At 72.3% G+C, this 14,832-nt stretch carries 11 protein-coding genes; all 11 read right to left on the reverse strand.

Annotation, left to right across the window (positions count from 1 at the left end):
- Positions 1 to 43: 43 nt before the first annotated feature.
- Positions 44 to 1,651, reverse strand: coding sequence for a hypothetical protein (locus JO379_RS12990; RefSeq protein WP_209515031.1), 1,608 nt, complete (start codon positions 1,649 to 1,651; stop codon positions 44 to 46).
- On the reverse strand, positions 1,651 to 2,160 hold the full coding sequence (locus JO379_RS12995) for a DUF2563 family protein (RefSeq protein ID WP_209515033.1): 510 nt from the start codon (positions 2,158 to 2,160) through the stop codon (positions 1,651 to 1,653). Before JO379_RS12995 ends, JO379_RS12990 begins: the two co-directional genes overlap by 1 nt.
- Positions 2,161 to 2,428: 268 nt before the next feature.
- Positions 2,429 to 4,729, reverse strand: coding sequence for a xanthine dehydrogenase family protein molybdopterin-binding subunit (locus JO379_RS13000; RefSeq protein WP_245382076.1), 2,301 nt, complete (start codon positions 4,727 to 4,729; stop codon positions 2,429 to 2,431).
- A gap of 50 nt (positions 4,730 to 4,779) precedes the next feature.
- Positions 4,780 to 7,233 (reverse strand): 2Fe-2S iron-sulfur cluster-binding protein, encoded by a 2,454-nt coding sequence (locus tag JO379_RS33910; RefSeq protein ID WP_209515037.1) that lies wholly within the window; start codon positions 7,231 to 7,233, stop codon positions 4,780 to 4,782.
- Positions 7,230 to 8,156, reverse strand: a complete 927-nt coding sequence (locus JO379_RS13010) for an FAD binding domain-containing protein (RefSeq protein WP_130878071.1) — start codon at positions 8,154 to 8,156, stop codon at positions 7,230 to 7,232. Before JO379_RS13010 ends, JO379_RS33910 begins: the two co-directional genes overlap by 4 nt.
- Positions 8,157 to 8,454: 298 nt before the next feature.
- The gene (locus JO379_RS13015; protein WP_209515038.1) at positions 8,455 to 10,107 is read right to left on the reverse strand and encodes a beta-N-acetylhexosaminidase; all 1,653 of its coding nucleotides are present in this window, start codon (positions 10,105 to 10,107) and stop codon (positions 8,455 to 8,457) included.
- Positions 10,108 to 10,111: 4 nt separating this feature from the next.
- The gene (locus JO379_RS13020; RefSeq protein WP_130878073.1) at positions 10,112 to 10,954 is read right to left on the reverse strand and encodes a carbohydrate ABC transporter permease; all 843 of its coding nucleotides are present in this window, start codon (positions 10,952 to 10,954) and stop codon (positions 10,112 to 10,114) included.
- On the reverse strand, positions 10,951 to 11,862 hold the full coding sequence (locus JO379_RS13025) for a carbohydrate ABC transporter permease (RefSeq protein WP_209515039.1): 912 nt from the start codon (positions 11,860 to 11,862) through the stop codon (positions 10,951 to 10,953). The genes JO379_RS13020 and JO379_RS13025 overlap by 4 nt, the downstream gene beginning before the upstream one ends.
- Positions 11,859 to 13,160, reverse strand: a complete 1,302-nt coding sequence (locus tag JO379_RS13030; RefSeq protein WP_209515040.1) for an extracellular solute-binding protein — start codon at positions 13,158 to 13,160, stop codon at positions 11,859 to 11,861. The genes JO379_RS13025 and JO379_RS13030 overlap by 4 nt, the downstream gene beginning before the upstream one ends.
- Positions 13,161 to 13,433: 273 nt before the next feature.
- Positions 13,434 to 13,727, reverse strand: coding sequence for a DUF3039 domain-containing protein (locus tag JO379_RS13035; protein WP_130878076.1), 294 nt, complete (start codon positions 13,725 to 13,727; stop codon positions 13,434 to 13,436).
- A 200-nt stretch (positions 13,728 to 13,927) separates the two neighbouring features.
- Positions 13,928 to 14,584 carry a YqgE/AlgH family protein gene (locus tag JO379_RS13040; RefSeq protein WP_130878077.1) on the reverse strand — a complete coding sequence of 219 codons (657 nt, stop codon included), beginning with the start codon at positions 14,582 to 14,584 and terminating at the stop codon, positions 13,928 to 13,930.
- Positions 14,585 to 14,832 lie beyond the last annotated feature (248 nt).

Here is a 14,832-nt window from a genome sequence, read left to right on the forward strand (position 1 = left end):
CCAGTGTTTCGATGCATGCTCTTCCTATGCTCTCCGGCCAACGTCAGTCCACGACCGGAGGAATGATCCGGCGATTGCCATATAGCCAGGCGTCCCCGTCCTCGATCAGGTAGTCGGGGCGCTGCTCCCTCTGTCCTCGGCTAGTCTCCCTACGATTGGTTGGGGCCTGCCCGGGGTTGCGTACCAAACCAGTCCCGCCCTGTGTGAACGGCCGGTCGACGGCACCGGAACGCGGTTGCGCCTGTCCACCTACAATTCCCCCAGTCTCAGTGGCCAGGCGCCGTCCACCAATGCCAGCGCGCCCCTGAGCACCGACAGGGGCCCCGGGCGTGATCCCCCCAAGGCCGTGGCCCATCGGAGGACGGCCTTGGACAGACTCTGTTCCGATAACCGTGCCTCGGGGTACCTGGGCCGACGGCTGACCAGGCGGTCGGATCATGGGACGGCCTCCGACGACACCGTCGTTCGGTACACCAGTCGTCGGCACGTTGATTCGTGCAACGCCCGGCCCTGGCCTTGGCACCAGCCCTCCGACCGTTCCCTGCTTCGGGATTGCCCCACCGCCAGCGCCCTGCGCCGGCATCCCCGGCACTGTCCTTGCGGGGGCTTCGCCGTGGCCCATTCCGGTGGGCTTCCCTGGCTTTACACGCCCCATCGGTGGCAGTCCAGGTGCTGGCAACTGGGCGCGGGCCGGAACCCCTTCAACACCAGAAGGGACAACCAGCCCGTCGGACGGGTAGGCCGGAACCCTGGGGACGGCCACACCACCATCAACGTCCATGGAGACAGGCGAAGTTTCGGAGTGCGACGAGGTGACGGAACCGGCGCCTGCCTTCGCCACGGACGCATATGCTGACGCACCTGATGTGTCAGCTTGACCCGCTTCAGTTGCATGCGCGCCTTGCTGCGTAGAGTCACCGCTGGCGGCAGGGTTCGTGCCCCCTAGAGCGTTGGGGTTCGGGACGTACTCCCGATCACGGTAGTCCGATGGCGGCATCCGATCAGGCCGAATCGGCTGAAACACCGGCCTCTCCACCTGCCCCATGTTGTGCGCCGACCACACATAAGACCCCGCGAGCTGCCGCATCAGCCGCACCGCCTCCGCGTGGTCCTCGTCGAGCCGCTTCTGGGCCGCCGTCGCGGCCTCCGGGGTGGGGCCGGCCAGGACGCCGCCGCCCGGCTTCGGGGCGTCGGAGGAAGTCGGGGGCTTGAGGAGGAAGCCGCCCGGGTGCTGGGAGAGGTAGTCGTTCAGGGTCGCCTTCGACGCCGCTGAGTACTCCGGCATCGACGTCTTGACCCTGCTCAGCATGTCCGCCGCGTGGCCCATCCACGTGCCCGCCTTGTCGCTGAACTCTCCCAGCCGCGTCGTGGCATTGACCATGTTCGCGCCCCACGCGCGGAAGGCGTCGCCGGCCTCGCCCTCCCAGTTGACGTGGGACATGTACGTCCGGAGGTCTTCGCCGATCTCGCCGATGGCGACTCCGGCGGCCTTGAGCCTGTCGCCGAGTGCCTGGGTCGCAGCCGCGTCCGCGCTCTCGATCATCGCGCGCAGCTGCTCGTGGGACTGCGACTCGAAGTCCGAGGTGATCACAGCGGGGTTGACGGTCCGCCGGATGACCGGGCCTACGCCGCCCGGAGGTGGGGTGGTCATCAGATGCTGCCCTTCTGGCTGCCCGGCGTCGGCTTCGGGCTCGGCTGCGGACTCGGCTCCGACGGGACGTCCTTCGCGGGGTGCGGGTCCAGTTCGCGGTTGTAGTGCTCCTTGGCCCTGGCCTGGATGGCCCACATGCGTTCGCGCGCTTCCTGGTCGATGTTGGCGTAGCCGACCCGAGAGGCGTGGATGGCGGTGCCCAGGGCCTCGATCTGGTCGAACAGGAGCTGGGAGAGGGTCGCCAGCTGGGTGTGGACGTCGTCGTACGCGGAGTACAGGGCGTCCGCCTCGCCGAACGACTTGCCCAGTACCGCCTGCGCGAGGCGGTTGCCTGTCAGGCGGTCCGGGCCGCCCTCGGAACCGGTGAGGTCGGTCAGGAGGGTGTCGACTCGGCCCTGGAAGGACTTCAGCTGCTCAAGGTCCGCTTCCAGCTTCGCCGTTGACCCGACGGGCCCACCCGGCCCACCCGACCCCTTCGCCCCCGCCGCCCCACCGGCCACGTCCACCACGTCTACCGCCCCGCCCCTCACGTCTTCCCCGTCAGTCCATGCATCACCATGCGTCCCCAGCCTACTGACAGGCAGTGACAGCAACATGAGTACGAGTACTCATCCGTTCGATTTGCCCCTCAGGACACCGGCCACGCCGTCAGTTCGGCGTCCCTGATGACGAGGCGTCGCAGAGCGGCCGTACGGCTGACATGTGTGAACGATCCCCCGAGCCGGTGTGCACAGCGTTCGGGAGCCGACAAGCCGGACGGGCTTGATTCGGCTGAGCTCAGCCGCCGAGCCCGCCGGCGTTCGAGGACACCGCCGACTGCGGACGGATCGGCAGTCGGTTGACCGGGCGGCCCGTCGCCGCCCGTACCGCCGCCGCCACCGCCGCCGGGGAGGTGACGACCGGGACCGCGCTGATGGCCTTCGCGCCGAAGGGGGCGACCACGTCGCGCTCCTCGACCAGCTTCACGATGCGGATGTCGGGCGTGTCGAGCGACGTGGGCAGGGAGTAGCCCGTGAGGTCGGGGCGGCGGACGAGGCCGCCGGTGGTGCGGAGGTTCTCGGTGAGGGCCGCGCCGACGCCCTGGGTGATGCCCGCCTCGATCCGGGCGTGGGCCTGGCGGGGGTTGAGGACCCGGCCGACGTCCTGGGCGACGGCCATCTCCACCACGCGCACCGAGCCCAGTTCGACGTCGACGTCGACGACCGCGCGCACGGCGCAGAAGGCGAGGCCGACGAACGCGTCGCCCTGGCCCGTGTCGTCCAGCGGCTCGGTCGGGTGGGGGCGGCACTGGGCGGTCGCCCAGAGTTCCTTGCCGTCCAGGGCCTCCGCGACGGTCGTGCTGAGCACCCCGTCGTACGACGTGATCTTGCCGTCGGCGATCGTCAGCAGCTCGTGGGACATGCCGAACTGGTGGGCCAGCGGTTGGAGGAGCTGGGTGCGCACCATGCGCGCGGCCCGCTCGACCGCGCCGCCGGAGACCCAGGTGTGACGGCCGTGCGCGGCCGGGCCGCACGGCGGCTGGTCGGTGTCGACGGGCGCGACGTAGACCTCTTCGAGCCCGAGGACCTCCTGGACGATCTGGCGGGCGAGGGTGCTGAAGCCCTGGCCCGTCTCGACCGCCGCGCAGATGACCGTGGCGACCGAGCCGGTGACCTTGACCGTGGCCGTGGAGACCTCGTCCGCGCCTTCCGCGCCGAGCATGTGGACCATGCCGACGCCGTAGCCGACACCGCGCCGCACCGCGCCGGGCTCGCCGGCGCCCTCGGGACCGCCGGGCAGCAGCCAGTCCGCCTCGGGGTCGTCCAGCGGCAGGGCGGGCAGCGGGAAGTCCCGTACCGCACGCAGGAGTTCGGCCACGGGGGCCGGGCAGGTCACGGTCTGGCCGGTGGGCAGCAGATCGCCGGTGGCCATGATGTTGCGCAGCCGGATCTCGGCGGGGTCGATGCCGAGCCGGGCCGCGAGCTTGTCCATCTGGCCCTCGTAGGCGGCGCACACCTGCATGGCGCCTTCGCCGCGGACGTGGCCGGAGGGCGGGTTGTTGGTCCGTACCGCCCAGCCCTCGACGAAGGCGTGCGGGACGACGTACGGGCCGCAGGCGAAGGAGACGGCGGCGGCGAGGGCCTCGGCGGAGGAGTCGGCGTAGGCGCCCGCGTCCAGCAGGATCTGCGCCTCGACCTTCACCAACTTGCCCTCGGCATCGGCGTGGTGACGGTACCTCAGCAGCGTGGGGTGGCGGTGCGGGTGGGCGAGGAAGGACTCCTCGCGGGTCGCCGCGAGCTTGACGGGGTGGCCCGTGCGCAGCGCCAGCAGGCCGAGCGGCAGTTGGATGCCCGGGTCCTCGCGGTCGCCCATCGCGCCCGGCACGCCCGTGACGACGATCTTCACCCGCTCCGGCGCCAGCCCGAAGCAGGCGGCGGCCAGGTCGCGGTCGGCGTGCGGGTCGGTGGAGGCGGTGTAGATCTCGACGCCGCCGTCCGGGCGCGGCACGGCGAGCGCGGCCTCGGCGCCGATGGGCGCCGGGTCCTGGCGCCCGATCCGGTACAGGCCCTCGACGATGACCTCGCCGGTCGCCTCCGGGTCGCCGAAGCGGAGCGGGATATGGCGGATCAGATTGCCGTCGGGGTGCAGCGGCGCGGCCGCGAAGGCCTGTTCGGGGTCGGTGACCGGCTCCAGCAGCTCGTACTCGACGGCGATGGCCGCCGCGGCGAGCCGGGCCGTGTCGGGGTGGTCGGCGGCGACGGCGGCGATCGGCTCGCCGTGGTGGCGCACCAGCTCCGACGCGAAGACCGGCCGGTCGGCGACGCCACGGCCGTGGGCCGCGTCACCGGGGACGTCCGCGTGCGTGATCACGGCCCGGACGCCCGCCATCGCGGCGGCGGCCGACGTGTCGATCGAGACGATCCGGGCGTGCGGGTGCGGCGAACGCAGCAGGGCGGCCCACAGCAGGCCCTCGGCCCACAGGTCGGCGGCGTACGGGAAGACGCCCTGGGTCTTGGCGGCCGCGTCGGCGGCCGGCAGCGAGACGCCGAGGCCGTGGGTCGGGGGCTCGGTGGGAGTGGCGGGTGCGGAAGGGGCCATCCCCGGGAGATCGGGGATTCCGGCCGCTCCGGCCGAGCCGCCCATTCCAGTCATGCCGTTGCCCTTCCGCTGCCACCGTCGTGCGGGCCCGCCTGGTGCGGGATACGTGCCGAGTCCGCCCCCGGCCACGCCTGTTCCTGACCGAACCCGGCACCGTCCCCGGGGCCGGCTCCGTACGCCGTCTCGTGCGCGGTCTCGTACGCCGTCTCGTGCGCCGTACCGTCGGCCGCCTCGTGCACCGCTTCGTTGGCCGCTTCCTGTGCCGCGGCCGACTCGGCGCGCTCGTCCGCGACCTGGCGGACCGCGTCGAGGACGCCCCGGTAGCCGGAGCAGCGGCAGAGGTTGCCGCACAGCGCCTGGCGGGTCTCCAGCTCGGTCGGAGCGTGGTTGCCCTCGAGCAGGTCGTGCATGGTCATGGCCATCCCGGGCACGCAGAAACCGCACTGCACGGCCCCGCACGCGGCGAGCGCCCGCTGGACGTCCGACGGCTGCCCGTCGACGGCCAGGCCCTCGACGGTACGGACCTCCGCGCCCGCGGCGGTCGCGGCGGGCACGAGGCAGGACGCCACGAGCCGCCCGTCGACCTGCACGGAGCAGGCCCCGCACTCGCCCTGCGAGCACCCGTCCTTGGCCCCGGCGAGGCCGAGGCGCTCACGCAGCACGTAGAGCAGCGACTCCCCGATCCAGGCGTCGGTCACGGGCCGGTCGGTGCCGTTGACGCGCAGGACGTACGAGGCGTGGGGGTGCTCGGTGTGCGGGTTGTCGACCGGGGGCGCGGGCGCCTGGTCGGCTTCGGGCTGCGGGACATCCGGCCCCGGGCCGTCGGTGCGAAGCTCTTCGGTGCGCAGACCTTCGGTGCGCAGACCTTCGGTGTGCAGACCTTCGGTGTGCAGGTCTTCGGCCTGCGGGCCGGCTTCCGGGGCCGGCGCCTCGTCCGCCTCGCGGCCGACCGGGTGGAGATCCGCCGCTACCTGCGGATATTCCGACGACTCGGGCTCGGACGCGACCTCGGACACGGGGGGCGACTGGGGCTCCGCCTGCGACTCGACCGGCGCGTGTTCCGGTGCCGCCGCTGCGAACTGCTCAGGCTGCCCGGCGTCCGGGACGGCGTCCACCGCCGGTGCCTGCTCGTGCCCGTCTCCGCCTTCCGGCGCCGCCGGCGTCTCCGGAACGGCCGGCTCCTCCGCGTGCGGATGCCCGGCGTGGGAGCCGTCCGCGCCCGTGGCGGGCTGCGTCCACGGTGCGGCCTGATGATCGCCCGTACCGGTGACCTGCGTGTCGTGCGTCTCGTGCTGCGGAGCGGTGAACGAACCGTGTCCATCGGCTCCGGGGGCGGGGAACGAGGAGGTGACCGGCGCCGGGAACCCGCCCGCGAAGCCGCCCAGCGCGTACTCCCCGGACTCGTCCGCCGTGTCGTCCTGCGCGGCCGGGATCGACCACTGGCCCGTCGAGCCGGTCTCCGCGCCCATGGCCGCCATCGGCTGGTGCCAGGCGTCGGCGCTCACGGCCTCGTCGGGCTCGGCGTGCGGCACCGGCCACTGCGCCGTGTTGTGCGGGTCGGCGGCGTTGCCGAGGGCGTACTCGCCGGACTCGTCGACCGGGTCGTCCCCGGCGGCCGGGACCGTCCACTGGCCGGTCGACCCGCCCTGCTGGTGCGCCGCGTGGGCGGGCTCCCCGGCGCCGGCGTGCCCGCCGGACTCGCCCGGGGCGAACGGCATGGGCCACTGCGCCGTGTCGTGCGGGTCACCGCCACCGCCGTCGCCCGCCGGAACGTGCCCGTAGTCCTGCGACTGACCGTGGCTCGGCTGGCCGTGGCTCTGCTGATTGCGGCTGGGCTGACCGTGGCTCTGCTCGTGGATCGGGGCGTGCCCCTGCTGCTGCACCTGCGCGTAGTCGTACGAACCGGCCGGAACCGGCCAGTCCGACGCGCCCGGAACGCCCGGAACACCCGATGCCGAACCCGGCACCGGACCCGGCACCGCGTCCTGGGCCGACATCGCGCCCGCCCCGGCCGCCGCCAACGGCACCGGCTCCTGCGCGGCGTGCTGCGCGGCAGGGTCCCCGGCATAGCTCACGGCGGGGTTCGCGACCTGACCCGCGGCGTGCTGCGCGGCATGGTTCACCGCGTGACTCACCGCATGGTCCGCGGCGTGCGCGGAGGCGTGGGGCGTGGCCCACTGATCCGGCGCCTGCGCCTGCGCGGGCATGGTGTGCAGGGGCGTGTGCGCGGGCGTGCCGTGCGCCGGCTCCTGGGCGGGTGCCGGCTGCGACGGCGGCGCCGACTGCTGCCAGGACGCGACCGGCGGCGGGGTGTAGCCGCCCGCGCCGGGGGCGGCCAGCGGGTCCCAGGAGCCGCCCTGGGTCGCCGCGCCCGGGTGGGCGAGAAGCTCGGGCGGAAGCTGCACGAAGGTCGTGCCTTCCGCGTCCAGTTCCGCGCCGCGGGGGATCGGCTGCCAGCCGCTCTCCCCGGTCGGCGAGGCGTGTCGCTGCTGTTCGTCACTCACGCGAGTGCCCTCCCCAGTGCTCGGCGGGCCAGAGTCGCCACCGTACGACGCAGGTGCAGGACGGCGGGCGGCAGGGTGGCGCCCGGCTCCCCGTGCTGCGGGGACTGTGCGGCCTCCAGGAGCGGCTCGGCCGGTGCGGGGTCGGGGATGCACGCGGCCGCGACGTACTCGCCGAAGGCGGCGCACGCCTCGGGCGCGAGCGTGCGCTCACCGTCCCAGTCGATGAGCGAGGAGACCCAGCGCTCGGCGTCCAGGGGGCGCAGCGGCATGGGCGCGACCGCGCCCACCGCGCACCGCACATGGCGCCGGGCCGGGTCCAGGACGACGGCGACCGACGCGGTGGCGCGGCTCGGGCCTGTACGGCCGGTGGCCTTGAGGAAGGTCTGCGGGGCGTGCAGCAGCGGCACCCGGACGTAGCCGATCAGCTCGCCCGGTGCCAGCATCTCGAAGCCGGCCAGCAGGTGGCCGACGGGGACCTCGCGCCGCGAGCCGCCGGGGCCCGCCACGACGAGGGTGGCTTCCAGGGCGGCGAGCACGGGCAGCGCGTCGCCGGTCGGGGCGGCGGAGGCGATGTTGCCGCCGAGGGTGCCGGCGTTGCGGATCTGGGGCGGCCCGGCGGCGCGCGCGGCGGCGGCGAGCGCCGGGATCAGCGCGGCGAAGTCGGGGCGGCCCATCCGGGCGTGGGTGAGGCCGGCGCCGAGCAGCGCGTGGCCGTCCTGGTACTGCCAGCCGCGGATCTCGCTGATGCGGCCGAGGCCGACGAGCGCGGCGGGCCGCAGCAGCCCGGAGTTGACGGCGGCCATCAGATCGGTGCCGCCCGCGACGGGCACGGCGGCGGGCATGGCGGCGAGGGCCGCGACGGCCTCATCGAGCGAGCCCGGCAACGTCACCGTGTTCGCCGCTTGCGGTGCGTGCGTGGTCAACCCAGCTGCCCCTTCCCCGGTGGTCCCGGCTGTTGCCCGTCTGATGCCGCCGTACGGTACGTGCTGACAGCCCGGACGTGGCAACTCTGGCACATCTTCCGAGTCCGTCGTCGCGAGGGTCCGCGAACCGCCGTTCCGTACCGGGCCAGGAGGATGGTCCGTTTTTCGGCTATGTCTCCGCTGTAGGCGGATTGCCACCATTGGGAACCCTTGCGCGGCTTACGGCAGTCTGTGGAGGACATGAGGGGGACCACCGTGCCAGGGGCGAACCGCGCGGGCGGTCACCTTCCGGCATGGCTCACACGATTGGGGGCGCGCCCTCGATCGGGCGTCCGAGCACGCCGGGCCTGCGCTGCCAGGGCCGCGGGCCGCCGGGCGGTCGGTAGTCGACGCCGAGGGCGTCGAGGCGGGCGTAGTGGCCGGTCATGCGGCGTTCGAAGGCCGCGAAGTCGCGGGCCTCGGGGGCGGGCAGACGGGACCAGGCGACCTCGGCGAAGGCGGCCAGGCGCGGGAAGGTCTGATAGTCGACGCGCTGCCGGCTCTCCATGACCTCGGTCCAGATGTTGGCCTGGGTGCCGATGACGCGCTCGGCCCCGTCGGCGTCGAGTTCGGGCGGTACGGGCTCGAAGCGGTAGACGTCCTCCAGGGTGCGGACGAAGCCGATGGGGACGGGTTCGTCGTCCCCGGCGGCCTGCCGGTGGTCGAGATAGACCTGCTGCTCGGGACACATCACGACGTCATGCCCCGCCCGTGCGGCGGCGATCCCGCCCGCGTAGCCCCGCCAGGACGACACGGTGGCGCCCTCCGCCAAGCCGCCTTCCAGGATCTCGTCCCAGCCGACGAGGCGTCGGCCGCGCCCGGTGAGCCAGCGGTCGAAGTGGCGGATGAACCAGCTCTGCAACTCGTCCTCGTCCGCCAGCCCTTCTTCCGCGATCCGTGCCTGGGCGGTCGGTGAGGCCCGCCACTGCTCCTTGGGGCACTCGTCGCCGCCGATGTGGACGAACGGCGAGGGGAAGATTTCGAGAACCTCCGTCAGGACGTCCTCGTAGAAGGCGAGGGTGGTGTCAGTGGGGGCGAGTACGTTCGGATTGACGCCCCAGGTGTCCCAGACGGAGAGCGAGGTGGTGTCGATGACGTCGGTGTTGCCCAGTTCGGGGTACGCGGCGATGGCGGCCTGCGAGTGGCCGGGCATATCGATCTCGGGGACGACGGTGATGTGCCGTTCGGCGGCGTAGGCGACGATCTCGCGCATGTCGTCCTGTGTGTAGTAGCCGCCGTGCGGCCGCTCGTCCCAGAGCGGGGACGCCCGGTGCCCGACCTTGGTCCGTGCCCGCCACGCGCCGACCTCGGTGAGCCTCGGATGGCGCTTGATCTCCAGCCGCCAGCCCTGGTCGTCGGTGAGGTGCAGGTGCAGGACGTTGAGCTTGTGCGCGGCGAGCAGGTCGACGTAGGCGAGGACGTCGCCCTTGGGCAGGAAGTGCCGGGCGACGTCGAGCATCGCGCCGCGCCAGGCGAAGCGGGGTGCGTCCTCGATGACGAGGGCGCGCAGCGCCCATTCGGTCCTCGCTGTCACGGGCGCCCGCCGGAAGGCCTCCGGGCCGAGCAGCTGACGCAGGGTCTGGGCGCCCCAGAACAGACCGGTCTCGCTCGCCCCGTCGATGGCGACGAGGTAGCCGTCGACAGCGACCCGGTACGCCTCGGGCCCGCCGAGCTCATCGGCGAGCTCGGGTGCGATCCGCAGCAGGATGCGGTTGGCGCTGTCCCCGTGCGGGGCGAGCGGCAGCCCGGTCGCCGTGCCCACCGTGGCGCGCAGCCACCGCGCCACGCGCTCGGTGCCGGGTCCCGCGTCGATCTCGGTGTCCTCGTCGATCACATGGCCCGTACCGCCCCCGGGCAGCGTGTCGCGGATGTGGCGGGGTGCGGGGATCAGATCCGTACCGGTGTCATTCATGGCGTCAATCCTTGACCGCGCCGCCGAGGCCCGAGACCAGTCGGCGCTGTACGAGTACGAAGAAGAGCAGCACGGGGAGGGTCATGACGGTCGAGGCGGCCATGATGCCGCCCCAGTCGTTGCCCTCGTCCTTGAAGAAGACCAGGAGGGCCATCGGCAGCGTCGAGTTCTCCGTGGCGCTGACGATGAAGGACCGGGCGAAGAGGAAGTCGTTCCAGGTGGAGATGAAGGAGAAGACGCTCGTCGCCACCAGCCCCGGGAAGACCAGGGGAAAGAGGATCTGCCACAGGAACCGCGTCCGGCTCGCGCCGTCGAGGTGGGCGGCCTCCTCCAGCGCCTCCGGCACCGCTTTGACGAACCCGCGCAGCATCCACACGGCGAACGGCAGGGAGAAGGCGAGGTGCGGCAGGATCAGCGAGCCGAGCGTGTTGAGGCCGATCGCCGGCACCACCTCGCCCGCGTCCCGCATGAGGAAGAACAAGGGGATCGCCAGCGCTTCCACCGGCACCATCTGCGCGACGAGGAACATGACGAGCAGCGTGGTCCGGAAGCGGAAGCGGAAGCGGGTCACGGCGGTCGCCGCGAGGAAGGCGACGATCGCCGAGGCGAGGACGACGACGGCCGCGACCAGCAGGCTGTTGAGGAAGTACCGCCCGAAGTCCTGCTGCCCGAAGACCCGCCGGAAGGCGTCCAGGGTGGGGTGCAGCGTCCAGGGGCGCGGCCGGTCGCTCTGCACCTCGCCCTCCGGTTTGAAGGCCGACAGCACCATCCAGTACAGCGGGAAGGCGACCACGGCCGCCGTCAGCAGCGCCACCGCCTCCGCCGCGAACCGCCAGGGCCGGGTCATATCTCCTCCCCCTGCCGCCGCAGCATCCGCAGATAGCCGACCGTGACGGTCAGCAGGATCAGCAGCATCACCACTCCGATCGCCGAGCCGAGGCTGTACTGCGAGGAGGCGAAGGCCTTCTGGTAGGCGTAGACGTTCAGCGTCATGTTCTGTCCGGCGATGCCTCCGCCGTTGGTCATCACATAGATCTGGGTGAAGACCTTGAAGTCCCAGATGACCGACTGGATGGTGACCACCATCAGGATCGGCCGGAGCATCGGCGCCATGACGTCGCGCCAGATCCGCCACTGCGACGCGCCGTCGAGCGCGGCCGCCTCCAGCACCTCGTCCGGTATCGCGCGGATACCGGCGTAGACGGTGACCATGACGAACGGGAACGAGCACCACACGATCTCGAGCAGGACGAGCGCGAAGGCGCTGTAGCGGTCGTAGGTCCACGCGTAGCCGTCGAAGCCGCTCAGGCCCATCCAGGTCAGGGCCTTGTCGACCGGGCCGAAGTCGGGATCGAAGAGGAAGAGCCACACCGTCGAGCCGGTGACGGCGGGCGTGGCCCACGCCCCGAGCGCGGCGAGCATCAGCGCCAGGCGGGGCAGGGCGCGGACCTTGGTGAGGAGGACGGCCAGGGCGCAGCCGACGGCCAGGGTGGCCGCGACGCAGGCGGCCGCGAAGACCACGGTGGCGGCGAGGACCTGCCGGAACTGGCCGTCGGTGAAGAGCTCGCGGTAGTTGGCCAGGCCCCGGAAGCTGGTGGGCTCGCCTCCGCTGACCTGGGCCTGGGTGTATTCGAGGAAGGAGATGAGGCCCAGTTGGTAGATGGGGTAGAGGAGCAGCCCGCCGAGGACGACGAGGGCGGGGGCGAGGTAGAGCCAGGGCGTCCAGCGCCCGGCGCCGTGCTGTCGGCCGCTCACTTCGCGAACGCCTCGTTCATCTTCCGGGCCGCCCGTCCGGCCGCCGCGTCGACGCTCCTCCGGCCGCTCACGATCTCCTGGAACATGGTCGGCAGCACCTGCCCGGCGTCGACGGCCGCCCAGCCCGGTGAGGCGGGCACCGACTTCGCGCCCGCCGCGAGGGTGCGGACGAAGGGTTCGACGAAGGGCTGCCGGCGTGCGGCTTCGCGCCGTACGTCGGTGTAGGTGGGCAGAAAGCCCATGGCGTCGAAGAGTCGGGCCTGGGTGCGCTTGCCGGCCAGGGACTTCATCAGGTCCACGGCGAGCGTGCGGTGCGCGCTGCTCTTGAGCACCCCGAGGTTGTTCCCGCCCGCGAAGGCCGGGGCTATCTGCCCCCGCCTCACACCGGGCAGGGGCACGACCGCGTAGGAGCCCTTGACCTTGCCGTTCTCGACGGCCCGGTGGCTGAAGTCCCCGCCGATGGCCATGGCGGCCTTGCCGGACGCGAAGGCCTGCACGGTGTCGTTGCCCCCCATCCGGGCGCACTTGCTCGCGGGGCAGTTCTGCGCGCCGAAGAGGTCCGTGTAGGCCTTGATGCCCTTCTTCGCGGTGTCACTGTCGAGGGCGGAGACGTAGCGGCGGCCCTGACGCCTCGCCATGTCGCCGCCGTGCGCCCAGACGAAGGGCATGGCCCCGTAGGTGTAGGCGCCGCCCACCACCAGGCCGTAGAGCCCGGGGCGTTCCTTGTGGATCGTCCGTGCCGTGGCGGCCAGCCCGTCCAGGGTTTCCGGGGGTTTGAGTCCCAGCTCGCGGAAGACGTCGGTGCGGTAGTACAGCGCCCGGACGCCCACGAACAGCGGCGCACCGTACTGCTTGCCGTCCACGGTCACGGACCTCTTGGCCGCCGGGTCGGTGTCCTTGGCGTCGGCCCAGGTGGCGAGGTCGGCGGTGACGTCGGCGAGTCCGCCGTCCCGCACGTACCCGGCGGTGTCGGTGTTGCCGTACTCGACGAGGTCGGGGGCGCTCTTCGGGTCGTTGAAGGCGGCCTTGATCCGCTGGGCGCGGGTGTCGACGGGAATGTAGGCGACGTCGACCTTGACGCCCCGGTGATCGGCGGTGAAGGCGGCGACGGCCTCGCGGACCACCGCCTCCTTGGGTTTGTTGTCGACTTCGCGGAAGAGCCAGACGCGCAGCGTGCCGGTCCGCGCGTCGCCCCGCGCGCCGTTGACGGAGGTGGCGGGGGCGCACGCGGTGACGGCGGTGAGCCCCGCCGCCGCGAGGAGCACCGCCGGGGCGGTGACGCGGGCGGACAGCGGCATGGAGGTCCCCTCCCGATTGGCGTTGCAACATACGCAATGGGCGTTTCGCTTTGCACAACTGGGAGGAGGCTAGGGGCGGCCGAACCGGCCCGACAAGGGTTCTGCGACGGTCGGCCCGGTCCCGCGATCACTTCGTGACCGGCAGAAGCACCCCGTGCAACGCGTACGGCCCCTGGGACGCGCGACTGCGCGTCCCAGGGGCCGTAAGAGGGCCGTCACCGACCGGCGGAGGGGCTCGAAGCCCACCGACGAGGAGAAGGGGTGGGGCGGGGGCTACTTCTTGTCGCCGCCCTTGCCGCCCTTGTCCTTGTCGCCACCGGGGCCCATGGTCTCGAAGATCTCCTTGCACATGGGACAGACCGGGTACTTCTTCGGGTCGCGCCCGGGGACCCAGACCTTGCCGCACAGTGCCACGACCGGAGAACCGGAGAGCGCGCTCTCCATGATCTTGTCCTTCTGGACGTAATGGGCGTAGCGCTCGTGGTCGCCGTCGCCGTGCGACACCTGCGGCGTCGGCTCTACGAGGGTGCCGGTCCCTGCCCCGCGCTCGGGCTCAAGAGTGCTCATGGTTTCCAAGAGTACTGGGGTGGGACGCCACCGGGCCCGCCCCGGCCCGGCCGCCGCGCCTCCCTTCGGTGAGCGGTACGACACACCCGGGGCCGTGGCCGGAAAACACCCGTCCGGCGGGGCGCGCGGTCGGCTCGCGGGAGCCGGAACCGGGCTCACCGGGCGGTGGCGGACCGGCTACCCGGAGAAACCCGGCCGCCTCAGTTGAGGCTCGGGTCGTCCGGGTAGGTGGCGACCATCGCGAGCTCGTTGCGCTGGCGGCGCAGCACGGCCCGCCAGAGCTGCTCGGGGTCCGGCGAGGAGACGTCACCCGGCTCGGACTCGACCACGTACCAAGCGCCCTCGACCAGCTCTTCCTCCAGCTGGCCGGGGCCCCAGCCCGCGTAGCCCGCGAAGATCCGCAGGCTGCCGAGGGCCGCCGCCAGCAGCTCCGGCGGTGCCTCCAGGTCGACCAGTCCGATGGCGCCGTGGACCCTGCGCCATCCGAGTGGGCCGTCGCCGGCCACGACCGTGTCCGCCGCGTCCGCAGCCTCCGCCGTCTCCCCGGGGCCTCCCCTGGCGGCCTTCAGGCCCGGACTGCTGCGGTCGTGCGGCTCGCCCGGCACCACACCCACCCCCAGCGCCGAGTCCAGCGAGACGGGTCCGCCCTGGAAGACCACGCCCGGCTCGCCGGTCAGCGCGGCCCAGGACGCCAGGATGTCGCCCACGCCGACCGGGGTCGGGCGGTTGAGGACGACTCCGAGGGAGCCCGCCTCGTCGTGGTCGAGGAGCAGCACCACCGCGCGGTCGAAGTTCGGGTCAGCGAGCGCCGGAGTCGCGACAAGCAGCCGTCCTGTGAGCGAGGACACCTCGGTCATGGCCACATGATCCCGCATTTCCGGCCGGTTCGGGGAGTGGACGGCGAGTCCGAAGCCGGGGTTGTCCCGAGTTGGATGAGAAGGGTATGAAAATGGCCACCGCGCCGATAACCGGTAGCGACCATTCCATAAACACAGCGTGTTGTTGCAAAGCCATGACGTAAGAAGAGGCCCCCAGGGCTAACAGAAGGGCCCTCCGGTCGCATTACCCTTTCTTCTTGCCCCCTGCCCAACTCCAGGAACGCGAG

It is taken from the genome of Streptomyces syringium (genome assembly GCF_017876625.1).
Classification (GTDB): domain Bacteria; phylum Actinomycetota; class Actinomycetes; order Streptomycetales; family Streptomycetaceae; genus Streptomyces; species Streptomyces syringius.

Coding starts and splice junctions, on each gene's coding strand:
- JO379_RS13035 (WP_130878076.1), bottom strand. CDS start 13,727: ATGAGCACTCTTGAGCCCGAGCGCGGGGCAGGGACCGGCACCCTCGTA.
- JO379_RS13020 (WP_130878073.1), bottom strand. CDS start 10,954: ATGACCCGGCCCTGGCGGTTCGCGGCGGAGGCGGTGGCGCTGCTGACG.
- JO379_RS13015 (WP_209515038.1), bottom strand. CDS start 10,107: ATGAATGACACCGGTACGGATCTGATCCCCGCACCCCGCCACATCCGC.
- JO379_RS13040 (WP_130878077.1), bottom strand. CDS start 14,584: ATGACCGAGGTGTCCTCGCTCACAGGACGGCTGCTTGTCGCGACTCCG.
- JO379_RS13000 (WP_245382076.1), bottom strand. CDS start 4,729: ATGGCCCCTTCCGCACCCGCCACTCCCACCGAGCCCCCGACCCACGGC.
- JO379_RS13030 (WP_209515040.1), bottom strand. CDS start 13,160: ATGCCGCTGTCCGCCCGCGTCACCGCCCCGGCGGTGCTCCTCGCGGCG.
- JO379_RS12990 (WP_209515031.1), bottom strand. CDS start 1,651: ATGACCACCCCACCTCCGGGCGGCGTAGGCCCGGTCATCCGGCGGACC.